The following is a 24702-nucleotide window of genomic DNA, read 5'->3' as shown; positions in this document are numbered from 1 at the left end:
CTCCCCCATAGTATATTTATTTTTGGAGAGTTGTGTTGGGTCATTTACATCAAGATAAGAAAATTCATAATCGAGTCAAACGCTTACAAGGGCAAATTAACGCCGTAGAGCAAACCTTAAACAGCCCTGAGCATTCATGTATTACTGTATTACAGCAAGTCGCGGCTATTAAAGGCGCCGTGAATGGTCTAATGAGTGAATTGATTGAATCACATTTACGTCATCACGTGATTGGTGAACAAACTGAAATTAATGAACAGGAACTTGCTGAATTTTTAAAATTATTAAAGCGTTATAGTTAAATGATTTACATCTTATAAATTGACGCCCTAGGCGGATAAGAATTAATGTATAGCTCTTCTTTTCTCTCCAAATATTCGCTATTTCAACCCTATGGCGGGTGTTTCTGTGACTCTACATGACGACTCAACAATCATGGCGACCATTTTTAATGGTCAGCCTGGCACTTTGTATTGGAACCATTGGCACCGCACTCGCGAGTCCTTTATATCCGATCTATCAAGAACTGTGGCATTTACTGCCTAGCCATATTACCTATATCTTTGTGGCCTATATGTTTGGCTGTCTGGCGACCTTGCTATTTTTAGGCCGAACCAGCAACAGTTTTGGATTCCTACGTACCTTACAAATCGGTATCATGTTTGTCATCTTAGGCCTAGTACTTTCAGCCGTTGCATCGAATGCAGTTTGGCTGGGATTAGGTCGCTTTATTATTGGGATTGCCTCCGGGCTGATCAGTACCTCTGCGATGCTTGGATTAATCACCACCATTCCAGATAGTCATAAACAAAATGCCCCCCAATTAAGTTCTATCATTACCGTGACTGGTTTTGGCTTGGGACCCTTTATTGGCGGGCTAATTGCTCAATTTTCTACCCAACCTTTAATTACACCTTATTTACCAATTATTGCTGCTGCGATTTTATGTTTTTTGGGTTTATTTCTGGTTAAAGTCCCACAATTTAAAGCCCAGCCTTTTTCAATTGCACCACGTTTAGAAATACCAGCAGCCCAGCATCAATCCTTATTTTTTATTGCTGGTTTCACCGCATTTAGCGCTTTTGGGGCCTTTAGTTTATTTGCCTCTCTTTCGCCATCTTTCGTAAAGGATCTGATTCCCTGGCATGGACCATTGGTCAGTGGTTCAGCGATTGCCAGTATTTTACTGGTTTCTGCTGTCGTACAATTTTCTGCTAAACATCTTCCTGCAGCAAAAAGCCTGAGCTTAGGGCTAATGACTTTAGTGGTGAGCTTTGTTTTACTCGGCTTATGTATGAGTATGCAATGGAGTATTTTGTTCTTTATCAGCGACATTATGCTAGGTGTAGGACATGGGCTAGGCTTATTGGGTGCATTCGGTTTAATCCACCAGATGACAACCACGGATAACCGTGCAGCTGTGATGTCCACGTATTTATTTATTGGTTACTTAGGCACAATTTTACCGATTATTGCAGTGGGATATTTAGCCGATCATTTTGGTTTAACCATTGGGGTTTTAGGATTTTGCGTAGGGGTTGGTTTACTCTGTCTTTCGCTGATATTTTGGCATAAGAAAATTTCATCATAAAAAAACCGCCTTCATAAAGGCGGTTTTTCAAATCGACTGGATTGCTTTTCGACTGGATTATTTTCCAATACAGAATGATCCAAAGATTTTCCCTAACAAATCATCTGCACTAAATTCACCGGTAATCTCCGCCAAGGCATTTTGTGCCAGACGTAAAGATTCAGCCACCAATTCACCTGCCTGATACACCACCAACTGCTCATGTGCTTCTGCAAGATACACTTGAGTGCGTTTCATTGCGTCTAAATGGCGTGTACGTGCAATAAAGGTATCTTCTTCTGGCTGGAAGCCTGCATGCGCTGTAATCGCATCTATAAGCGACTGAACACCAGTTTCCTGCTTGGCTGAGACAGTAATATGACGAAATCCCTGATAATCGCCAATTTCAGCAGCTGCACCAGTTAAATCACACTTATTGGCAATCAGCATTAAACGACGCGGCTCTAGATGTTCAGCAAAATAGTTTTGTGCCAATTGTAACGGATCTTCCCCTTGGCTTAAGTCATACACCAGCAGCAACAAATCAGCCTGTTCAATTTCTTTAATCGCACGGCGGATCCCTTCTTTCTCGACAATATCACCAGTTTCACGCAGTCCGGCAGTATCGGTCAGGGTAATCGGCAAGCCATTTAAGGTAATTTTTTCATGCAGGACATCACGGGTTGTACCGGCAATATCGGTCACAATGGCACGTTCATTTCCAGCCAAAGTATTCAACAAGGAAGATTTACCTGCATTCGGTTTACCAGCAATGACTACCTGTAAACCTTCACGCAATAACTGACCTTGGCGTGCAGACTTTTGTACTGCAGTCACTGAAGTTTGCACATCTTCAAGCAAAGCCAAAATTTTACCATCGGCCAAGAAATCAATTTCTTCTTCCGGGAAATCAATGGCAGCTTCCACATGTAAACGTAGATGAATCAATTTTTCTAAAACGGTATTGACTCGGGTCGAAAACGCCCCTTGTAAAGAACGTACTGCTGAACGGGCGGCGGCTTGTGAAGTGGCATCAATCAAATCGGCAATCGCTTCGGCTTGAACCAAATCCAGCTTGCCATTTTCGAAGGCACGCATCGAAAATTCACCGGCTTTGGCCGCAATTGCACCCAATTCAAGTAAGCGGCCCAGTAAGGCATTTTGGATCACGGGACCGCCATGACCTTGCAGCTCCACCACATCTTCACCGGTAAAGGAGTTTGGATTGGGAAAGCAGATGGCTAACCCCTCATCCATCACTTCACCAGCGGCATCATAGAACTGACGGAAACCGGCAAAGCGGGCTTTTGGTAAAGCCTTCTGCGTTAATGCTTCGGCAATGGCATAGGATTTTGGACCAGACAGACGAATTACCCCCACACCACCACGCCCGGGCGGAGTTGCAATTGCAGCAATCGTTGTTCGGTTTTGCATAAAATTCACCTAAAAAGTCCTAAATTACAGCCAAAGAAAAATCCGCCTAAGATTACCATCTTAAGCGGATTTATTCAGCTATTCGCAATCAGTCGTTACTTAAACAACGTCACGCTTTTCGCGTTCTTTCGCAACACTCTTGTTGATCAAACTTTGCTGCAAGATGGTAATACTGTTATTGACAATCCAGTACATTACCAAGCCCGCAGGGAAGAACAACATAAATACAGTGAACATGATCGGCATGATTTTGAACACTTTCGCCTGCATCGGATCAGCCGGTTGCGGATTTAAAGACTGCTGAATAAACATGGTCAAGCCCATCAATAATGGCAAGATAAACCATGGATCCATTGCAGATAAATCTTGAATCCAGCCTAACCATGGCGCATGACGAAGTTCTACCGACTCCATCAATACCCAGTACAAGGCCAAGAAAATCGGCATTTGTAAAAGTAGTGGCAAGCAACCTGATAATGGGTTGACTTGTTCACGTTTATACAGCGCCATCATTTCTTGCGAGAAACGCATGCGGTCTTCACCGAACTCTTCTTTCATGCGTTGCATTTCAGGTGCAATCACACGCATTTTCGCCATAGAACGGTAGCTCTTAGACGATAATGGCCAAAGAATCAGTTTCACCAACACAGTCAACAAGATAATTGACCAGCCCCAGTTGCCCACAATGTTATGGAAGAATTGAAGCCCTAGGAACAATAACTTCGCAATTGGCCACAACCAACCATAATCAACAGTTTGGTTTAAACCGATCGCCAAATCTTTCAGTTCAGACTGAATTTTAGGACCTGAATAGAACGTCGCATCCAATTCAGCCGCAGTACCTGCAGGTACATTAATCATCGGTGAAGTGAAACCAATAATATTCATATTATCAGTGGATTGACGTGATTCTAATTTGGCACTATACGGCTGACCATTGGCTTGAGTCAGTTTAAGATCACCTGGAATCCAGGCACTGACGAAATAATGCTGCACGACAGCAACCCAGCCACCTTTTGCTTCAACATTCAATTTTTCGTCATTGAAGTTGGCAAATTTAAGCTTGTTGTAGTGTTCCTCAGGTGTACCCCAAGCACCACCTAGGAACGTGCCTAGTGTGAAAATGCCTTGGTCTGATTTACCTGGATCATCCGAATTATCACGTTTGATTTGACCAAACATTTGACCTTGCCAGTTCTGAGCACTACGGTTCACAACTTTGTGGTTGACAATAATCGGGTATTCACCTTGCTTAAAGGTAAATGTTTTGATGATTTCGACACCATCAGCCGTTTTATAAACCATCGGTACAGATAAAACTTTAACTGCTTTACCATCTTTGCTTTTTTCTGCTTTAGCATCAGCCAAGCTATAAGCTGCTTTTTCAACTTCATAAACCGGACGACCATTACGGTTGCTGTCCGGCCCATTTAAACCAATCAAGCCAGACTGAGCAACGTAAGTACGTTTTGCATCGCTTTCCAGCATGACAAACGGTTCATCACTGTCTTTATTTTTATCGTGGTTCAATAATTCAATACGAACAATGTCACCACCTTTAGGATTAATCCAAAGATGATAAAGGTCAGTTTGTACTGAAATAAGCTGTTGACTTACAGGTGCAGTGGCATCTGTTGTGGTTTGCTGAGTGGCAATATTTGCTTGAGGCACGTCAGACGCTGCTGGAGCTGTTTGAGCGTTTGGCAAATCTGCAGATACTTCATGTGAAACCACGGCAGCTTCTTGCTGCGGTTTAGTCTCTGCATGACCATAATCTTTTTGCCAAGCCAAAATAAGCAAATATGCGACGACAAACATAGCCCCTAGAATTGCAAACCTGGCCCATTGTTGCATATCTATTATCCCAAGTAGTTAGAGTGATTTCGGTTCAATAAACGATCACGAAAGGGTACAGCAACGTGAAGCGTTTGAGAATCCATTTGCTGAAATGAAATAAAACGAATTGCTTTTTTGGGAACCGGGTCATAACCCGAACCACCCCAAGGATGACAACGGCAAATACGTTTGGTAGCTAACCACGCACCACGCACAGCACCATGCGAATGGACTGCTTCTAAAGAATATTGAGAACATGTTGGAATATAACGACAGCGGGGTCCCAATAAAGGACTAATCGCGATCTGATAGAATCGAATCAACCAATGCAGTAAACGTACCATTGGCCATCTCTACTTTTGTGGGGAGGGAGCTATCTTTTTATGCTTATTGGCAAGGCGTTGCAATTTCTGCCAAGCAAATTGTAATTGCTGTTGCAATTCTGCATTAGGGATTGCTTCAATGCCGACTTTAGGCATGACCACAATATCTAATAAATCTAATTGCTGTTGATGAAGGCGAAAACTTTCGCGAGCAAGACGTTTTACTCTATTTCTTTCATGTGCGCGACGCACTTTTTTCTTGGCAACAACAATACCCAAACGGCTTGAAGGCTGTTCGGAATTTTTTGCCAAAAATAAGAAATGGGGTTGATGCACTTTAAAAAGCGCACCATCAAACACACTTTTATAATCGGCAGCACAGCGTATACGTACGTCTGTGCTGAAGCCATAAAGTGTCATGACACCCAAAATCGCAATAACTTAACTAATTAAACAGTTAAGCTATGACGACCTTTTGCACGACGGCGAGCTAATACTTGACGACCAGCTTTAGTAGCCATACGAGCACGGAAACCATGAACACGCTTACGCTTTAATTCTGATGGTTGGAATGTACGTTTCATATTGAAACTCCAAAAATGATCTTCTATGAAGGTTCGCGATTTTAGTGTTCATTCGGTGAGCTGTCAATCAAAAACAAACTTTCTTTCAAAATAAGGCATTTTTTTAAAAAACCAAGAATCTGAGATTTTGTATCCCATTAAAAACTGTTTTAATTTTACACACAATATAAGTTGTTGATTAATAATACAACATAAGTTATAAACAGAAATATTAACAACGTTATCCACAACTTAGTGTTAATAAGATTATTTTCTTCACTTTTGAATTTAAATTTAAAAATATTGAAAGTTATCCCCACCAACAACCGCCCCTATAAATAAATTCAAATTTATAAATTTAAATTTATTACTATTAGGGAGCTATTTTTCTGTGGAAAAGCTATTTTAAATTTATATAAACAATAAGTTATATTGTGGATATCTATGTTTTCATAATCTTGTTAAATTGGGGATAACTTTGTGATATATTTTATCCACAGCTTGCGGATAATCTTATCCACACTGCAATTTGAATTTAAATTTAATCGGGAAATTACTTTTTTGAGTGATATTTCTTTAATTTTGCCATGACAGATGTGGATAACTTCGATAGAATGGCGACCCGCTTGGTCGGGCTCAAATGATTTTTTTATAACTAATGGAATAAATAGGGGTTTCACATGCTTTGGACTGACTGTTTAACTCGTTTGCGACAAGAGCTTTCGGGGAATGTCTTTACCATGTGGATTCGCCCTTTGGTTGCTGAAGAGCTTAACGACACATTAAAACTTTATGCACCCAATCCTTATTGGACCCGTTATATTCAGGAACATCATCTTGAGCTGATCACGATTTTGGCAGAGCAAATGTCTGAAGGTCGGGTGCGCAAAGTTGAAATTCTGGTGGATTCCCGTCCTGGTGCAATTCTGTCTGCCAATGAACAACCAGCAACCACGACTGCTGCTTTACAATCTGTTGCCACGCCGATGGCCAGACCGCGAAAAGAAAAAGAAGAATCAGGCGTTAAAAATAGTCGTAAGCGTTTATTAAACCCCTTATTTACTTTTTCGTTGTTTGTGGAAGGCCGCTCGAACCAGATGGCAGCGGAAACCTGTCGTAAAGTTTTAACCCAATTGGGTGCTTCTCAACATAATCCTTTATTTTTATATGGTCCGACAGGTTTAGGTAAAACCCATTTAATGCAAGCAGTGGGGAATGCTTTATTGCAAGCCAAACCCAATGCACGCGTGATGTATATGACTGCGGAAAGTTTTGTGCAAGATTTTGTCAGCTCGTTACAGCAAGGCAAAGTAGAAGAATTCAAGAAAAATTGCCGTTCGCTGGATTTGTTGTTAGTCGATGATATTCATTTACTGGCCGGTAAAGAAGCCAGTTTGGTGGAGTTCTTCTATACGTTTAATGCCTTGTTGGATGAGTCCAAGCAAATCATTTTGACTTCAGATCGTTATCCTAAAGAATTGACGGAACTGGATGCACGTCTGGTTTCACGTTTTTCTTGGGGCTTGTCGGTGGGTGTAGAACCACCGGATATTGAAACCCGTATTGAAATCTTGTTGAAAAAAGCGGAAAACATCGGGGTTGAGTTGCCGCGTAATTGTGCTTTGTTTGTGGCACAACAAGTGGTGGCCAATGTTCGTGAACTCGAAGGTGCGTTGAACAAAGTGGTGGCTATTTCACGTTTTAAAGGCACCCCCATTGATCTGGATGTGGTACGTGAATCGTTAAAGGATGTGTTGGCGATTCGTGCCAGAACCATCAGTACTGAAAATATTCAGCGAGTGGTCAGTGAATATTTTCGTATTCCGCTAAAAGAAATTGTGGGGCCGAAACGTACCCGTATTTATGCCCGTCCACGTCAGTTGGCAATGGGGCTTGCGCGTGAATTGACCGGTGACAGTTTCCCGGAAATTGGCATGGCCTTCGGTGGTCGTGATCACAGTACCGTGATGCATGCCTGTGAGAAAGTACTCAGCCTTCGTGAGGAAGATCCGATCTTCAATGAAGACTATAAAAACTTGCAACGTTTGTTGCAAAGTTGATCAAATTCTATTCTTGCAATGCGGCATATTCTGCCGCATAGTACACTGCTAAAAACACATTTATTTATTATTTATCTTCAGTAGTTAGAGGAATGTACCGTGCGTTTGAAAATCGCGAAAGAAAGCTTACTTAATGTTCTGTCACATGTCGTAGGAGCGGTTGAACGTCGCCATACTTTAAATATTCTTTCTAATGTAAAGATTCAGGTTAGTAACGAGTCGCTAACCATTACCGGCTCGGATTTGGAAGTGGAACTGGTTGCCAGTACCACGCTGGCTGAAGGTGCATGCTTGCAAGTGGGCGAGACCACTGTTCCTGCACGCAAGCTGATGGACATCTGTAAATCTTTACCGACTGCGGCCTTGATTGACCTGCAAATTACTGAAGATCGCTGCATTTTGAAATCGGGTAATAGCCGTTTTGTGTTGGGAACTTTGCCTGCTGAAGACTATCCGTTATTGAGCACTGAAAATGCTCAAGGTACCCAAGTGACCGTGACTCAGCGCGAGTTAAAACGCCTGTTTGAAAAAACCGCTTTTGCGATGGCAGTGCAAGATGTACGTTTTTATTTAACCGGTACATTACTTGAAATTGATCAAAATCAGCTGCGTGCAGTTACCACCGATGGTCACCGTTTAGCATTATGTGAAACAGCAGCCACTTCAACTGCAACTCAAGCCATTCAAGCGATTGTGCCACGCAAAGCAGTGGCGGAATTACAACGCTTACTCAGTATTGAAGATGAGCAATTGTCTTTGCTGATTGGCCGTGAATTGTTGAATGTTACCATTAGCACGCCAAGCCGTGACAAAGAGCAGGGTGATATCACCGTCCGTTTCACCACCAAATTAATTGATGGGAAATTCCCGGATTACCGTCGTGTGATTCCTCGTGGTGGCGATAAAAACGTATTGATCGCACATGATGTATTTAAACAATCTCTACAACGTGTGGCGATTTTGAGTAATGAAAAATTACGTGGTGTGTTCCTGAATTTTGGAGCTGATTGTTTACAACTTCGCGCCAATAACCCAGAGCAAGATGAGGCGATTGAAGATCTAGCCATTCAATATGCGGATGCGCCGATGGAAATGTCATTTAATGCACAATATTTATTGGATGTATTAGGTGCTTTGGATGGTGATGATGTCTATATGACCATGACTGAAGCCAACCAATCTGTATTGGTACACGATCCGGCACACCAAGATCAGACCTATGTTGTGATGCCGATGCGTGTTTAATTCGCAGATTTTTTACAAGATCAGATTATGTTTATCACGCGTTTAAATATAGAACGTGTTCGAAACTTAAAAGCGGTTGCACTCCAAGAGTTGCAGCCGTTTAATGTTTTTTATGGCCAGAATGGTTCAGGTAAAACCTCGATTCTAGAGGCGATCCATCTGCTGGCGACCGGACGTTCTTTCCGAACCCATATCCCGAAAAACTATATTCAAAATGAAACAAGCGATGCAATTGTTTTTGCGCAATCTGCGACTGAAAAAATTGGCATGCAAAAATTTTTATCCGGTGAGCAACTGATTAAAGTCAATGGCGATCATATTGCGACCCAGGGGCAACTGGCTAAAATATTACCTTTGCAGCATATTGACCCACAAAGTACCGATATTATCGACTATGGTGCCAAACCCAGACGGCAACTGATTGACTGGTTGATGTTCCACGTGGAACCGGATTTTTATCATGCCTGGCAATATTATTCGCGCGCTTTGAAACAACGCAACAGTTTGCTGAAATCGAGACGAAATCTCAGCCTGAATGATTTAGAGCCGTGGAATAAAATGCTGGCTGAATATGGCGAAATGCTGCATTCACAGCGCAGTGGGATTGTGGAACAGTGGAAAGTCTATTTTGAACAGGATTTAAAACAGTTATTGCCCAATCTCGATATTCAAATGGAATATGTTCCCGGTTTTCATACCGAGCTCGGCTTGCTGCATGACTTAACTGTACATCATCAAAAAGACCTGGATCGACGCTATACTGAGTATGGCCCACATCGTGCAGATTTACGTTTAAAAACAACGCTGGGTGATGCGGATGTGGTGCTTTCACGCGGTCAAAAAAAGCTGCTGATTGTCGCCTTAAAACTGTCACAGATTGCAATGCTACATGCCTGTAATAAGGAAACTGTGGTATTATTAGATGATGTGACAGCAGAATTAGATTTAACTGCACAACGACGATTAATTGAGCGATTGAGCCAACTGGGTAGTCAAGTTTTTATTACCACTTTAGAGCATGAATCAGTAAAAAAACATTTACATGATTTGTCTATTTCATATCAATTATTCAATGTTGAAAACGGTCAAGTTCAAGTTGTCGTGCAATAGTTTTTTAGATTTTACCCATCTTTGGATAGACCTATATTTCACTAGGGAGAAACCATGAGTTCAGAAGATCAAGCTGCTTCTCAAACAGAACCAACCAATGAAAAGGCTTATGATTCCTCTAGTATCAAGGTATTACGTGGCCTCGATGCTGTTCGTAAGCGTCCAGGCATGTATATTGGTGATACTGACGATGGTTCAGGTTTACATCACATGGTGTTTGAGGTTGTCGATAATGCAATTGATGAAGCCTTGGCGGGTCACTGTGATGAAATCCTGGTCACCATCCATGAAGATGAATCGGTAAGTGTTTCAGATAACGGTCGTGGTATTCCAACTGATATTCACCCAGAAGAAGGCGTATCTGCCGCTGAAGTAATTTTAACTATTCTTCATGCTGGCGGTAAGTTTGATGATAATAGCTATAAAGTATCCGGTGGTTTGCACGGGGTAGGTGTTTCAGTTGTAAATGCCTTGTCGAGTAAATTATTACTGAATATTCGTCGTGCCGGTAAAGTGTACGAACAAGAGTATTGCCACGGCGATCCGGTATATCCGTTACGTACCATTGGTGATACTGACGAAACTGGAACAACTGTTCGTTTCTATCCAAGTGCAGAAACCTTTAGCCAAACCATTTTCAATGTTGATATTTTAGCGCGTCGTTTGCGTGAACTTTCATTCTTAAATGCCGGTGTTCGTATTGTGTTACGTGATGAACGTATCGATGCTGAACATGTATTTGATTATGAAGGTGGTTTGTCTGAATTTGTAAAATATATCAATCAAGGCAAAACCCACCTGAATGATATTTTCCATTTTACTAGCCAAGTGCCGGAAACAGGGATTACTGTTGAAGTCGCTTTACAGTGGAATGATACCTATCAAGAAAACGTGCGCTGCTTTACCAACAATATTCCGCAAAAAGATGGTGGTGCGCATTTAGCCGGTTTCCGCGCAGCATTAACCCGTGGTTTAAACCAGTATCTGGATAGCGAAAATATTCTGAAGAAAGAAAAAGTCGCGGTTACGGGTGATGATGCACGTGAAGGTTTAACTGCGATTGTTTCGGTTAAAGTGCCAGATCCAAAATTCTCTTCACAAACCAAAGAAAAACTGGTTTCAAGTGAAGTTAAACCTGCGGTAGAGCAGGCAATGAATAAGGAATTTTCTGCCTATTTGCTGGAAAATCCACAAGCGGCAAAATCAATTGCCGGCAAAATTATTGATGCAGCACGTGCGCGTGATGCGGCACGTAAAGCGCGTGAAATGACACGTCGTAAGAGTGCACTTGATATTGCAGGTCTTCCAGGTAAATTGGCCGATTGCCAAGAAAAAGATCCAGCATTGTCTGAATTGTACCTGGTCGAAGGTGACTCTGCGGGCGGTTCTGCAAAACAGGGTCGTAACCGTAAGATGCAAGCGATTCTGCCGCTGAAAGGTAAAATCCTGAATGTGGAGCGTGCGCGTTTCGACAAAATGATTTCTTCGCAAGAAGTCGGTACGCTGATTACTGCACTCGGTTGTGGTATTGGTCGTGAAGAATATAATCCAGACAAGTTACGTTATCACAAAATCATCATCATGACCGATGCTGACGTCGATGGTTCGCACATTCGTACGCTACTGTTGACTTTCTTTTTCCGTCAAATGCCTGAACTTGTGGAACGCGGTTATATCTATATTGCACAACCACCGCTGTATAAATTGAAAAAAGGCAAGCATGAGCAATATCTTAAAGATAATGATGCTTTAGAAACCTTCCTGATTTCAAATGCGATTGATGATTTGTCCTTGCATATCAGTGCTGAATCTCCTGCAATTACAGGACAAGCCCTGGCAAAAGTGATTGAAGATTACCAGGTTTCACAGAAAAGTTTGAACCGTTTAACCTTACGCTATCCTGCAAGTTTGCTTGATGGTCTGTTGGGTCTGGATGCATTCAAACTTGATCAGAATCATGATGAAAATTATGTGAAACAATGGTCTGAACAGTTACGTGCTGCGATTGAAAAATATCAACCAAGTTTACGTCCTGAAATCACTTTGGAAATGTTTGAAAAAGAACATACCAACGGTGAAAAAGTTGCACATTACTGGCCACGTGTGACCGTATATGTCCATAACTTACCGCACTCGTATTTACTTGATTCTGGACTATTGGCTTCAGGTGAATATAAGCGTTTACTGCAAAATTCGAAGAGCTGGTTTAGCCTGCTTGAAGATGGTGCTTATTTGCAGAAAGGCGATCGTAAAATTAATGTCGCGACTTTCCATCAAGTGTGGCAGCATATTTTAGCCGATTCACGTCGTGGCATGATGATCCAGCGCTATAAAGGTTTGGGTGAGATGAATGCGGAACAGCTTTGGGAAACCACCATGGATCCTGAAAACCGTAACATGTTGCAAGTCACCATTGATGATGCGATTGAAGCAGATCGTATGTTCTCTTGTTTGATGGGGGATGATGTAGAACCACGTCGTGCCTTCATTGAAGAAAATGCTTTAAATGCAGATATCGATGCTTAATCTATTGATGAGTTAAATTGTAAAAAGTACCCTTCGGGGTGCTTTTTTTATGCTATTTTTATTTAAATTTGATTAACTTTTAGCCATATTTGTTTTATAAAAATGACTTATTCCTCTGTCATGATGAATCGTATACACAGGAGATCATCATGCAATATTACGAGGTTAGTACAATGGATAATCAACTGGAGCAGATCCGGGATATTTGGAGCAACGCATTTTTTACCGGTAATTTTGAGGTGTTGGCTCAGTATGAACATGAACAATTTAAGGTGGTTTATGAGCAGGAAGGTCGAGTTGAAAGCAATTTTACCCGTTATGAACGTATTGCTCATGCAGTGAAAAATGGGGTATGGAAACCGCAAAAGCCCAACATTGAATTTGAAGAGTTTGAGTTTGATCGAGATTTGAAGCACTGTAAGGTTTTAATTGGTTTGGAAGATCACAAAAAAATTCAGGAATTATGGGTCAATGAAGGTGCTTGGAAAATTATCGAACTCAGGTTTTTAAAACGTAAAAAGTCCCAACAGGAAGAATAAAAAGTCTTATTCTGTTTGAAAATACCAATGTGGATAAGTTTATTTTTGTTTAATAAGGATGTGAAAAATAATTTATCCACAGCTTAAACTGATACTTTTATTTTAAATTTAAAGTCGGTTTTATATGGGTTGTGGATAAGTTTTTAAATTTAAAAGTCTGATTTGAATTTAAAGTTAATAGATGAGGATTTTTAAATTTAAACACACTGACATCTTGGTGAGGGATATCGCTAAAAAAGTGTTTTGTAGAAAAATTAAAAAATCGCAGTACACGTTTGAAATTGTACTGCGATCATAAAACAAGCGTCACTTTAGTTTTGCTTAAGAGTGGTGGGTGGGCTTATTCGAAAGCACCTTCCAGCTCTTCCAACTCCATCATTAGCTCTAACATTTGTTCTTCAGCTTGAGCTAATTTTGCTTTTAACTCAGTTTGTTCATTCATGAGCTTCAACAAATCATCTTTACGATTTGCTTCATATAATGCGCTATCGCCGAGTAATGTTTCGATTTCCGCTAAACGGGGTTGTGTTTTCGTAATCTGAGCTTCAATTTTTTCAATATTCTTGCGAACAGGGCGGCTGAGTTCACGACGACGTGCAGCTTCTTTACGTTGTGCCTCTTTATCCAGTTTAGAAATCGTCGGTTTAACTTCCACTTGAGATTTCACAGGTGCAGCAGGTTGTTGACCTGATTTCATCATGTCGATACGCGCTTGGCGTAACCAATCTGCATATGCAGTCAAATCACCATCAAACTCACGGCTTTGACCACCATGAACCAAGATCAACTCATCACACACACTGGCAATCAGTTGACGTTCATGCGATACCAGCACCACAGCGCCTTCAAAATCTTGCAATGCCATGGTTAATGCATGACGCATATCCAAATCTAAATGGTTGGTCGGTTCATCCAGAATCAGGACATTTGGACGTTGCCATACAATCAGTGCAAGTGCTAAACGGGCACGTTCACCCCCCGAGAAACTTTCACTTGGGGTGTCCATGCGTTCGCCACTAAAACCGAAACTCCCGAGGAAAGAACGCAAGCTGGCTTCACTAATTTTTTTATCGGCAATACGCGATAATTGCAGCATTGGGCTGGCATTACCATCCAGAGCATCCATTTGATGCTGGGCAAAGTAACCGATATTTAATAGTTCAGAATCTTTACGGGTACCTTGAAGCAATTGTAAATCACCGACCAATGATTTAATCAGCGTCGATTTACCTGCCCCATTCATCCCCAATAAACCAATACGACTGGTGGGGGTGATTTGTAAACTGACATTGGTCACAATCAGTTTGTCGCCATAACCAATATCTGCATTCTCAAGTTCAAGCAGTGGTGAACTCATTTTAGTCGGTTCACGGAATGAGAAGGTAAATGGTGTATCAACATGCGCTGCAGACAACTCTTGCATACGTTCAAGTTGTTTAATACGGCTTTGTGCTTGTTTTGCTTTGGTTGCTTGCGCTTTAAAGCGATCGATATATTTCTGCAAATGCGCGCGTGTTTCTAATTGCTTTTCATAAGCTTGTTGTTGCTGAGCTAAACGTTCACTACGGGTACGTTCAAAGGTTGAATAGTTGCCTGTGTAAAGAATCAGTTCTTGATTTTCGATATGTAAAATATGATCGGTAATTGCATCGAGGAAATCACGGTCATGCGAAATCAGAATCAGCGTGCCTTCATAGGCTTTTAACCAGTCTTCTAACCATAAAATGGCATCTAAGTCTAAATGGTTGGTCGGTTCATCAAGTAACAAGAGGTCTGAACGGCTCATCAAGGTACGCGCAAGGTTCAGACGCATACGCCAACCACCGGAGAAGCTTGAAACATCGAGTTGTGACTGATGTTCAAAGAAACCCAAACCTGCCATTAGTTGCGATGCTTTAGAGGGTGCAGAATAGCCATTAATTTCGTCAAAACGACCATATAAATGTGCAAGCTCATCATCGCTTAAGCTTTCAGGGTGATCTAATTTGTTTTGAATTTCCCAGAATTCTTCATCGCCAGATAGAACGAAATCAATCGCTTTCATATCTAAAGCTTTGATTTCCTGTGCCATATGTGCCACAGTCCAAACCGCAGGGCGAGTTAAAGAACCTCCATCCGATTCCATGCCACCGAGCAATGCAGAAAATAGCGTGGATTTTCCTGCGCCATTTACACCAGTTAAACCAATTTTCCAGCCTGGATGGAGTTGCATGGATGCTTTTTGAAATAAAACACGTCCACTGCGACGTATAGAAAGTTGATCTAACTGAATCATTAAAATATCTAAATAACAAGAATAGTGTGCGTATTCTAAAGGAATCAACCGGGAAAACAAAAAACTAAACTGTTTTATATCGATGAATTATTTCAAGTGCATTTTGTGTACAGTGCAGATTATTAAAATTGCCGCTCTGTGCTAGGTTTTATCGCTAAATATGCTTATAGTCGCACTCTATAAATGATGAATAAAAATAAGGATCATCAAGCGTGAAAAAAGGATTTTTGATTTTATCTGCACTGAGCATATTAACCACATCAAATATATTGCATGCCAAAGCTGATGTCTGTGTCTTTGATTTATTAGGAAAATCGGGTGAATCTTATAAGCTGATTGAAGAATGGGCTTTGGCCAGCAAGCAATGGGGCGGGGACATCAATCTTATTTCTTATCAAGATGAAGCCAAAGTCGAGCAAGACTTTAAAGCCGGGAAATGTGATGCCTTTTATATGACCTCTATGCGCGCACGTGCCTACAATAAATTTGCTGGCTCGATTGATGCGATTGGTGGCGTACCGACTAACGATATTGCGCAAAAATCCATTAGTTATGTGCTTGATAAACGTAATGAAAAACGTCTGATTACTAGCATGGGTAAAGAAACCTTTGAAGTGGCAGGGATTGGGCAAATTGGTTCGGCTTATATTTTTGTCCGTGATCGTTCGATTAATTCTTTAGCCCGCGCAGAAGGCAAAAAATTTGCCATATTACATTATGATTATGCTCAAAAAATTATGGTCACGCGTGTTGGCGCTGTTCCTGTCATGTCCGAAATTTCAAATTTCATCAAAAAATTTAATCAAGCTGAAGTCGAAATCGTTGCTGCACCCGCTTATGCCTTTAAACCGCTAGAAATTTATAAAGGTTTAGGTACCCAAGGAGCGATGATTAATTTTCCTGTGGTGAATGTCACCGCCGATTTGATTATACGTAAAAATAAATTCCCCGAAGGCTTTGGCATGCAATCGCGTAGTTGGTTCGTAAAACAATTACCAAAAAGCTTTGCAATGGTTAAACGGATGGAAGCTGAAATTCCGGCAAAATACCGCATGAATTTAAGCAAAGAAGACCAAGTGAAATATCAAAAAATTCTGCGTGAAGGACGAATAGATTTAACTAAACAAGGAATTTATGAGCCGGCCATGATGACCGTATTGAAAAAAGCCCGTTGTACTGTGGAGCGAACCAATTTTGAGTGCTCTTTAAGTGGTGAATAACTCGAGTGTTGTGTAGTAATTTGTAAAATATCAAAAATTTTCTAAGTGATAGCTAAAATCATTTTTTAAGTAAGTTTATGATTTTATTATTAACTTTAAAGAATATAAGTCAACTGACATTTAAGTCTAAAATAAATGGAGTTAATGCTCTATTTTTTTTAAATAAACTTGCATAATATTTGTGCCATGAATGGACCCTCATCAAACAACAAGATTCTGAAAAGGACCACTACAATGAAAAAAACGATTCTCGCATTAGCAGCATTTTCTGCTCTTGGTTTAGCGACAACTGCACAAGCAGAAAAGGTGAATGTTTGTGTATTTGATTTACTGGGTAAATCTGGTGAGTCTTATCAAATGGCGCAGGAATGGGCACTGGCTGCCAAAGGATGGGGAGCCGATATTAATTTAATTCCACGCCAAGACGAAGCTGTTGCTGATAATGATTTTAAAGCCGGCAAATGTGATGGTGTTTTTATGACGGCAATGCGTGCACGTCAATACAATAAATTTGTCGGTTCTATTGATGCTTTAGGGGGTGCACCTAGCAACGCTATTGCTCAGCGTGCGATTACTTTTGCTTTGGACAAACGTAATGCGCCGAAAATGGTCAGCAATTTAAGTGGTAACAAATATGAGGTTGCTGGTATTGCCCCTTTAGGTTCAGCTTTTATTTTTGTACGTGATAAGAGTATTGATTCAATTGAAAAAGCCGCAGGCAAAAAATTTGCAGTATTGGGTTATGACGATGCGCAAAAAATTATGGTGCAACGTGTAGGCGCACAAGCCGTGATCTCGGATGTATCGAACTTTGTGGCGAAATTCAATAATGGTCAGGTCGATATGGTGGGGGCACCTGCCTATGCCTACAAACCTTTAGAAATCTATAAAGGTTTAGGTACAAATGGCGCAATGTTCAATTTCCCTGTACTTCAAGTGACTTCGGATTTTATTATCCGTCCGGATCAGTTCCCCGCGGGCTTTGGACAACAATCGCGTGATTGGTTCGTGAAACATTTGCCAAAAAGTTTTGCGATGATTAACCGTCTTGAAGCCAGTATTCCAGCCAAGTTTAAAATGAACCTGACTGCAGAAGATAAAACCAAATATCAAAAAATGTTACGTGAAGGCCGTATGGATATGACTAAACGCGGAGTTTATGATGCCAGCATGATGACGGTATTGAAAAAAGCGCGCTGTTCTGTCGATAAGGCGAATTTTGAATGTTCACTTGGTGGTGAATAACTTTGATTTTAAATAAAAAAAGCCTAGATTGATTCTAGGCTTTTTTGTCGATTTGAATATGTCATTTTTGCCATTGTTGTCAGTCAAAAAAGGCGTAATCTTAAAAAATAATGATATAAAATTTTTGTCATAAAAATGAAAACAAGCATAGAAAGCTTGTGATTCGTAATGAATAAAAACTCAAAAAGATTCAGTCATTCGACTGAATGAAAACAAAGACACAAGGAAGAAAAAGTCATGATGCAATGGTCTAAAGCGCTGTTACTGGGTGTAAGTCTGTGTGCTGTAACCGGTGTTAGCCAAGCAAAACAAGTGATATGCGTATTCGATTTGGTCGGTAAAAGTGGTGATGTGTTTACCCTGATGAAAGATTACCAGTTAGCAGCCAAAAATTGGGGTGCGGATATTGAATTGCGTGTTGGCCAAAACGAAGCAGTTATTGCTGAAGACTTTAAAGCAGGTAAATGTGATGGGATTAGTGTCACAGGGATGCGTGGTCGTCAGTTCAACGATTTTACCGGTTCTTTAGATGCTATTGGTGCCATTCCTGATTTAAAGCTTGCGGTTAAAGTGATGCAAGGTTTAGCCAGCCCGACTTTTGCCAAACATATGGTGCGGGGCAAATATGAAGTGGTGGGTGTCATTCCAGTCGGTGATGCTTTTTTAATGGTGAATGACCGTAGCATTAACACGGTCGCTAAAGCTGCAGGTAAAAAAATTGCAGTCTTGGATTATGATGAAGCACAAAAAATTATGGTTCAGCAAATTGGTGCACAGGCGGTGAGTGCGGATGTCACCAATTTTGGGGCTAAATTTAACAATGGTCAGGTCGATATTATTGGTGCACCGGCAGCTGTATTTAAACCGCTAGAATTACACAAAGGTTTAGGGAGTAAAGGCGCGATTGTGAATTATCCAATTCTACAAGTGACCGGTAATATTATTATCCGTCCAGATAAATTCCCGGAAGGTTATGGACAAAAATCACGTGAATGGGTGAGAGGTCAGTTACCGCGTGCATTTGGTATTTTGGGGAAAATGAAAGCGGATATTCCACAAAAATATTGGATGCAGATTCCTGCAGTGGATAAGCCAGGCTATCAAAAATTGATGCGCGAATCGCGTGTCGATTTAACCAAACGTGGTGTATATGATAGACGTATGATGAAATTGTTATGGCAATTCCGTTGTAAGGAAGATCCAAAGAATTTTGAATGTAGCCTTCAAGATGAGAACTACAAACAATCTTGAGAAAAATACTCAGATTTAACTTTAAATCTTCAAATACTGACCATATATTGGGTATGCTATACTTGAAATATGGTCTTTATCTTTTAAAGACAACTGAATTGAACAGAGGAATCCAACATGAATGCCCAAGCTCTGGTGCTGACCGACAATGCTGCGAATAAAGTACGCCAATTGCGTGATAGTGAAGGCAACCAAGAATTAATGTTACGCGTTTATGTTACAGGTGGTGGTTGTTCTGGTTTCTCTTACGGCTTTAACTTCGCTGAAAGCATGAATGAAGATGATGCTGAATTTGTCAATGGCGACGTAAAAATGCTGGTTGACTCTTTAAGTTATCAATATCTTGTCGGTTCAGAAGTCGATTATATTGAAGGTTTGGAAGGTTCACGTTTTGTGGTTCAAAACCCAAATGCAACTACAACCTGTGGCTGTGGTTCATCTTTCTCTATTTAATAAAAAATTTAAAAAGCCCTCCTTATGTGGAGGGCTTTTTTATGAAAAATAGAATTTATTATTGTGTTAGAACATCATTAAAAATTATGGTTCTAATTTAGCAGCTTCTAAAATATCAAAAATAACCGTCGTCACATCTTGGCTTAAATCACGATTGTTAAAAATTTCATGCGCCGTAATCGTTACATCTGTATCGCTTGGAAGTAAGCGTTGTTCTTCTTCAATCAAATGCTGAATGGGTAATAAAGTCTGTTTTATTTCTAAATGCAGAATATCTTTAAACTCAATATTTTCATCTTCCAGTTCGATCAGTTGTTCGTTTAAGAATGGCAATAAAATAGAATGCAGGTAAGGCTGAATCTCAATAATATCAAAGATTTCAATCTCACGTGTTTGCTCAATTGTACTAATGTGATCATTCATTTCAATCAGAATATGGTAGTAACTCACACGCGTCTCCAGAGATTTTATGTTGTCATTTCTTCCCATCACAATAACATGAAATGAGCCTGATTTCCGTTCTATTGCCATGCATATACTTATATAAAGTAAGGGATTTTTGCATTGTATCTCGGTCGTGGCTTAACGTGCCTGCAATAAGGCTAAATCTGCTGCTGATAATCTGAAATTTTGCAGCTGCTGATCTTTCATTACAGGGTACATCAGCGCCTGAGGATCTTGATTGTGTTCTAAGCCTAGGGCATGTCCTAATTCGTGTGCAATGGTTAGACGCAAATCATCCCTCGTATCAAATTGATAAATTTCAATGCGCTTTCCATTGTATATGCCTTTGTGAAATTCGCGTGCTGGAAAGCGTTGATTGAGATGATTCACATTAATATTGTAGGCATCAATATTTTGATTATGCTGCTCGACTTGTTGATTGTATTGGTTATTTTTATCTTTAAGCTCAGCAATATCGTGGTCTAATTGTTGTGCTTGGGCTTTCAATTGCTGATATTGTTGTTCGATCCGTTGTCGATTTGGACCATTTTCATTTTCAATACGCATCCAACTTATGCGTTGTTGATTGAGTTGTTCAAAGTCCTTGGATAATTGATCTCGCTGGGCTTGCAGTTGTTGATGGCGTTGTTCTAGGTAGGTATAGCGATGGTCTAAATTCTCTGAAATCCGTTGATTTACATTTTGAGCCGTTTCCAAAAGTTGTTGGCTTGTTTTATGTACTTTATGGTCAGCTTGACGTTGGTCATAGATCAAATTAATCGTTAATTTTGCCTTTGGGTCATACACCAGCAGAGGTTTTTCTGAGCCTTGCTGCCAAATGCCGATGGCATCTTTACAGAGCTGAATCAGTTCTGCTTGGCTCATACCAAATCGTTGGTCGACGTCGCCTAAGCGAAATCGCACACTTGAATCAAAAGGATGAAGTATTTTATCTGTGACTGTACGATCTTGTCGCTTATTATCCTGTTGCGATGGAAAAAATAACCAAATGAACAATAAAGTCCCGATGGCAAAGAAGAGAGCACGCATAGCATTTTAAAATCATTATTTTTAAATTAATGTAGCTGAAAATTTCATCTAATCCTATCTTTTTAAACATAAAAAAACCGCACTTTCGCACGGTTTTTTTGATCAAGCTGACAAATTATTTTTTGTCATCTTTAACTTCAGTGAACTCAGCATCTACAACGCCATCGTCCGCTTTTTGAGATTGACCTGCATCACCTTGGAATGCATTTGGATCAAAACCTTCAGCACCACCTTGAGCGCCTTGTGCAGCTTCATAAGCACGTTGGCTAATCGGCATGATGATGTTTTGAAGTGCTTCAGTTTTCGCTTTGATTTCTTCAACGTCATTTTCTTTAGTTGAAGCTTCAAGCTCAGAAACCGCAGTTTCAATTGCAGTTTTTTCATCTGCAGTCACTTGTTCGCCAAGATCTTTCACTGCTTTTTGCGCGCTAGAAACAAGTGCATCTGCTTCGTTACGTGCTTTAGCTAATTCTTCGAACTTACGGTCTTCTTCAGCATTCGCTTCAGCATCTTTAATCATCGCTTCAATTTCAGCATCGCTCAAACCTGAGTTTGCTTTAATTTGAATTGATTGTTCTTTACCAGTGCTCTTATCTTTCGCAGACACTTTCAAGATACCATCAGCGTTGATGTCGAAAGATACTTCAATTTGTGGCACACCACGTGGAGCAGGTGGAATATCGCCTAATTGGAAGTTACCCAATAATTTGTTTTGCTGAGCCATTTTACGTTCACCTTGGAACACAGAAATGTCTACAGCAGGTTGGTTGTCAGCAGCAGTTGAGAACACTTGAGATTTCTTCGCAGGAATCGTGGTGTTTTTCTCGATGATTGCTGTTAACACGCCGCCCATAGTCTCAATACCAAGAGTCAATGGAGTTACGTCTAGAAGCAATACGTCAGTTTTGTCACCAGACAATACCGCACCTTGAATCGCAGCACCCATTGCTACCGCTTCGTCAGGGTTCACGTCTTTACGTGGCTCGCGACCGAAGAATTCTTGTACTTTTTGTTGTACAAGTGGCATACGAGACTGACCACCGACCAAGATTACGTCAGAGATTTCGCTTGTTGAAAGACCCGCATCTTTAAGCGCGATACGGCAAGGCTCAATCGTGCGAGCAACTAAATCAGCAACTAAACCTTCAAGTTTCGAGCGAGTTACGTTGATCACCAAGTGTTTAGGACCAGTCGCATCAGCAGTGATGTATGGAAGGTTGATTTCAGTTGCGTTAGAAGAAGAAAGCTCGATTTTTGCTTTTTCAGCAGCTTCTTTCAAACGTTGTAACGCAAGTGGATCTTGTTTCAAGTTCACACTTTGTTCTTTCTTGAATTCTTCAACCAAGTATTCAATTAAAGCGTTATCGAAGTCTTCACCACCAAGGAAGGTATCACCGTTAGTTGACAATACTTCGATTTGTTGGTCGCCATCTAGGTCAGCGATTTCAATGATTGATACGTCGAAAGTACCACCACCCAAGTCGTAAACCGCGATTTTACGGTCGCCTTCTTTTTTGTCCATACCGAACGCAAGCGCAGCAGCAGTTGGTTCGTTGATGATACGTTTAACATCAAGACCGGCAATTCGACCTGCATCTTTAGTTGCTTGGCGTTGTGCATCATTGAAGTAAGCAGGAACAGTAATGACCGCTTCTGTAACAGTTTCACCCAAATAGTCTTCTGCAGTTTTTTTCATCTTTTTCAAGATTTCAGCAGAAACTTGTTGTGGTGCCAATTTTTTGTCGTTTACATCAACCCAAGCATCGCCATTGTCTGCTTGAATGATTTTGTAAGGGACAAGACCGATATCTTTTTGAACCGCTTGGTCTTGGTACTTACGACCGATCAAACGTTTGATCGCGAATAATGTGTTTTTAGGGTTGGTTACCGCTTGACGTTTCGCAGATTGACCCACAAGAATTTCGCCATCTTTATAGGCAATAATAGATGGAGTTGTACGAGCGCCTTCAGCGTTGTCGATAACTTTAACTTTGTCGCCTTCAAGTACTGCTACGCAAGAGTTTGTAGTACCTAAATCAATACCAATGATTTTAGCCATTTGGATGCTTCCTCAAAATTATTTTTTGCAATGCTTTTGCTTGTTATTCGATATGAGAGCCATTCAAAATTTTTCAAGTTTATTTCATTAAAAAAAGTGAAAAACTCTCGAATTTCTTTACCTTATTGACCCACTAAGACCATTGCTGGGCGAAGCAAACGGTTTGACAAGGTATAACCTTTTTGCAATACAGTACCAATTTCACCTGCTTTAACATCAGGTGCGATACCCACTGCTTGATGCAAGTCTGCATTGAAACCGTTACTCATATTCACTTCGACTACACCGAATTTTTCGAGTGTGGTGAGCAGTGATTTCAAAGTAAGTTGCACACCTTCAAGTAATGGAGATTCAGTATCACCCGCAGCTTGAATGGCACGTTCTAAATTATCGACGGTGTCGAGTAATTCTTTGGCGAATTTTTCAATCACAGTTTCTTTATGCTTTTCAGCATCACGTTGAATGCGTTCCACGCTTTTTTGCGCTTCATATACCGCATTGGCTGTACGTGCTTTTTCAAGTTTTAAACTTTCTGTCAGATTCGTGATCTGGGCTTGTAAATCTTCAACTGAAACTTCAGCTTGCTCGGTTTCAGCTTGAGTTTGTGCTGTTTGTTGATCAGCTTGCTCTTGCCCTAGATCTTGAGCTTGTTCGTTTTGCTCAGCTGCCATAGATTTACTCCGTTTAAATGGGTTCTTAAACATGTACAGTCCTTTTGGCTTCAGTGCTAACTGGGTTAATCCTGAACTGCCATGAGTGATAAAATTCATGATTAATACAAAGGTCGGGGCAGGCGATAAAAATTCAAGCGAGACAATCAATTAAATCTGTTTAATTTGATTAAAATTATCAAAAAAACCGGTTTTTCGAACATTCAGGCAAAAATTATAAGGTTCTTTATGCTCAAAATTGAGCTAGGGGATAAAACAACAAAGCAGCTTATTGTGAGAGCTTGATTATCAGTTAATGGAAGAATCAAGTTTTGTTGCTCTCCCTCAGTTTGTATGGAAGATGGGAGTCAGGAATGAGATAGGAACAGAGAAAGAAAATACAAAGACGGCTAATGTGGTGATGGGTAATATCCAACTTATACTTAAAAACGATCATTATGAAATAAATTATCTATTTTACAAAAAAGCACAGGCTGATTATTATTTCACCCAGATTCTATCGCTGTAGTTTCTTCTTGTATTTTTGAAAGAAAAGTGTTTTCTAGGCTTACCCAACCTATGGGTAAGCTTTTTTTTGCCTAAAATAAAGCAAGCTGTCATTAATCACTGCTCCTATATATTTGTTTAGCAAGTCATAGTTTTAGTATTGAATAACGGTTAAATCCTTACAGTATTAAATTTTGATAATCATGATTTTTATAAAACGCGGATTCAAATACCAAGTGCGACACATTTGTATTTAGTTGAAAAAGTTAGGTGTATTAGAATCATTAGACTTTTTCAACTCGCAATTGGAAAGCACACAATGAAGCAATACACCCAACTTTC

22 protein-coding genes are annotated in these 24702 nt (G+C 40.4%); 12 read left to right on the top strand and 10 right to left on the bottom strand.

Translation table 11 applies throughout. The features are described from left to right. The first annotated feature begins 35 nt into the window (after nt 1-35). Nucleotides 36-302, top strand: a complete 267-nt coding sequence (locus HLH16_RS15260; RefSeq protein ID WP_171529949.1) for a metal/formaldehyde-sensitive transcriptional repressor — start codon at nt 36-38, stop codon at nt 300-302. A 116-nt stretch (nt 303-418) separates the two neighbouring features. After that, the gene (locus tag HLH16_RS15255) at nt 419-1591 is read left to right on the top strand and encodes an MFS transporter (protein WP_502707656.1); all 1173 of its coding nucleotides are present in this window, start codon (nt 419-421) and stop codon (nt 1589-1591) included. A gap of 57 nt (nt 1592-1648) precedes the next feature. Here the strand turns inward: HLH16_RS15255 and mnmE are convergent, their stop codons facing one another. The 5 genes from mnmE to rpmH all read right to left on the bottom strand — a co-directional run bounded on the left by mnmE (nt 1649) and on the right by rpmH (nt 5747). After that, entirely contained in the window at nt 1649-3004 is a 1356-nt protein-coding gene (gene mnmE, locus HLH16_RS15250) for a tRNA uridine-5-carboxymethylaminomethyl(34) synthesis GTPase MnmE (protein WP_171529948.1), read from the bottom strand. A gap of 99 nt (nt 3005-3103) precedes the next feature. After that, nucleotides 3104-4858, bottom strand: coding sequence for a membrane protein insertase YidC (gene yidC / locus HLH16_RS15245; protein WP_171529947.1), 1755 nt, complete (start codon nt 4856-4858; stop codon nt 3104-3106). 5 nt (nt 4859-4863) lie between these two features. Further along, nucleotides 4864-5184: a membrane protein insertion efficiency factor YidD gene (gene yidD / locus HLH16_RS15240; protein WP_171529946.1), complete on the bottom strand. Its 321-nt coding sequence runs from the start codon at nt 5182-5184 to the stop codon at nt 4864-4866. Nucleotides 5185-5193: 9 nt separating this feature from the next. After that, nucleotides 5194-5583, bottom strand: coding sequence for a ribonuclease P protein component (gene rnpA, locus HLH16_RS15235; protein WP_004650901.1), 390 nt, complete (start codon nt 5581-5583; stop codon nt 5194-5196). A 29-nt stretch (nt 5584-5612) separates the two neighbouring features. Then, nucleotides 5613-5747, bottom strand: a complete 135-nt coding sequence (gene rpmH, locus HLH16_RS15230; protein WP_000831329.1) for a 50S ribosomal protein L34 — start codon at nt 5745-5747, stop codon at nt 5613-5615. 659 nt (nt 5748-6406) lie between these two features. Here rpmH and dnaA point away from each other — a divergent pair. From dnaA to HLH16_RS15205, 5 genes are all read left to right on the top strand, one after another. Next, nucleotides 6407-7786 carry a chromosomal replication initiator protein DnaA gene (gene dnaA / locus HLH16_RS15225; RefSeq protein WP_131292286.1) on the top strand — a complete coding sequence of 460 codons (1380 nt, stop codon included), beginning with the start codon at nt 6407-6409 and terminating at the stop codon, nt 7784-7786. A gap of 99 nt (nt 7787-7885) precedes the next feature. After that, a complete protein-coding gene (gene dnaN, locus HLH16_RS15220; protein WP_171529945.1) occupies nt 7886-9031 on the top strand; it encodes a DNA polymerase III subunit beta in 1146 nt (381 codons plus the stop codon). 27 nt (nt 9032-9058) lie between these two features. Beyond that, nucleotides 9059-10141 (top strand): DNA replication/repair protein RecF, encoded by a 1083-nt coding sequence (recF, locus tag HLH16_RS15215; protein ID WP_131271942.1) that lies wholly within the window; start codon nt 9059-9061, stop codon nt 10139-10141. A gap of 54 nt (nt 10142-10195) precedes the next feature. Further along, entirely contained in the window at nt 10196-12667 is a 2472-nt protein-coding gene (gene gyrB / locus HLH16_RS15210; protein WP_171529944.1) for a DNA topoisomerase (ATP-hydrolyzing) subunit B, read from the top strand. A gap of 173 nt (nt 12668-12840) precedes the next feature. Beyond that, on the top strand, nt 12841-13206 hold the full coding sequence (locus tag HLH16_RS15205; RefSeq protein WP_171529943.1) for a hypothetical protein: 366 nt from the start codon (nt 12841-12843) through the stop codon (nt 13204-13206). 340 nt (nt 13207-13546) lie between these two features. Here HLH16_RS15205 and HLH16_RS15200 read toward each other — a convergent pair whose 3' ends face one another. Beyond that, on the bottom strand, nt 13547-15481 hold the full coding sequence (locus HLH16_RS15200; RefSeq protein WP_171529942.1) for an ATP-binding cassette domain-containing protein: 1935 nt from the start codon (nt 15479-15481) through the stop codon (nt 13547-13549). Between the two features lie 212 nt (nt 15482-15693). Between HLH16_RS15200 and HLH16_RS15195 the strand changes: the two genes are divergently transcribed. From HLH16_RS15195 to erpA, 4 genes are all read left to right on the top strand, one after another. Then, nucleotides 15694-16701, top strand: coding sequence for a putative solute-binding protein (locus HLH16_RS15195; RefSeq protein WP_171529941.1), 1008 nt, complete (start codon nt 15694-15696; stop codon nt 16699-16701). Nucleotides 16702-16935: 234 nt separating this feature from the next. Continuing rightward, nucleotides 16936-17946, top strand: coding sequence for a putative solute-binding protein (locus tag HLH16_RS15190; RefSeq protein ID WP_171529940.1), 1011 nt, complete (start codon nt 16936-16938; stop codon nt 17944-17946). A gap of 240 nt (nt 17947-18186) precedes the next feature. Further along, complete coding sequence (locus HLH16_RS15185; RefSeq protein ID WP_165541350.1) at nt 18187-19197, top strand: putative solute-binding protein; 1011 nt, start codon at nt 18187-18189, stop codon at nt 19195-19197. Nucleotides 19198-19314: 117 nt separating this feature from the next. Further along, nucleotides 19315-19650: an iron-sulfur cluster insertion protein ErpA gene (gene erpA / locus HLH16_RS15180; protein ID WP_131292219.1), complete on the top strand. Its 336-nt coding sequence runs from the start codon at nt 19315-19317 to the stop codon at nt 19648-19650. Between the two features lie 84 nt (nt 19651-19734). Here the strand turns inward: erpA and HLH16_RS15175 are convergent, their stop codons facing one another. From HLH16_RS15175 to grpE, 4 genes are all read right to left on the bottom strand, one after another. Continuing rightward, nucleotides 19735-20112, bottom strand: coding sequence for a hypothetical protein (locus HLH16_RS15175; RefSeq protein WP_131271949.1), 378 nt, complete (start codon nt 20110-20112; stop codon nt 19735-19737). Nucleotides 20113-20232: 120 nt separating this feature from the next. Next, entirely contained in the window at nt 20233-21144 is a 912-nt protein-coding gene (locus tag HLH16_RS15170; RefSeq protein ID WP_171529939.1) for a matrixin family metalloprotease, read from the bottom strand. Nucleotides 21145-21259: 115 nt separating this feature from the next. Then, entirely contained in the window at nt 21260-23203 is a 1944-nt protein-coding gene (dnaK, locus tag HLH16_RS15165) for a molecular chaperone DnaK (RefSeq protein WP_131292213.1), read from the bottom strand. A gap of 122 nt (nt 23204-23325) precedes the next feature. After that, complete coding sequence (gene grpE, locus HLH16_RS15160) at nt 23326-23874, bottom strand: nucleotide exchange factor GrpE (protein WP_171529956.1); 549 nt, start codon at nt 23872-23874, stop codon at nt 23326-23328. Nucleotides 23875-24169: 295 nt separating this feature from the next. On the opposite strand from grpE, the gene HLH16_RS15155 reads away from it, so the two are divergent. After that, nucleotides 24170-24382 (top strand): hypothetical protein, encoded by a 213-nt coding sequence (locus tag HLH16_RS15155; RefSeq protein ID WP_171529938.1) that lies wholly within the window; start codon nt 24170-24172, stop codon nt 24380-24382. Nucleotides 24383-24702: the final 320 nt, after the last annotated feature.

Origin of the sequence: Acinetobacter sp. ANC 5378 (assembly GCF_013004315.1) — a bacterium.
Classification (GTDB): domain Bacteria; phylum Pseudomonadota; class Gammaproteobacteria; order Pseudomonadales; family Moraxellaceae; genus Acinetobacter.
Note: the sequence above shows the minus strand (reverse complement) of the source record. Positions and strands in the feature narration are given on the sequence as shown.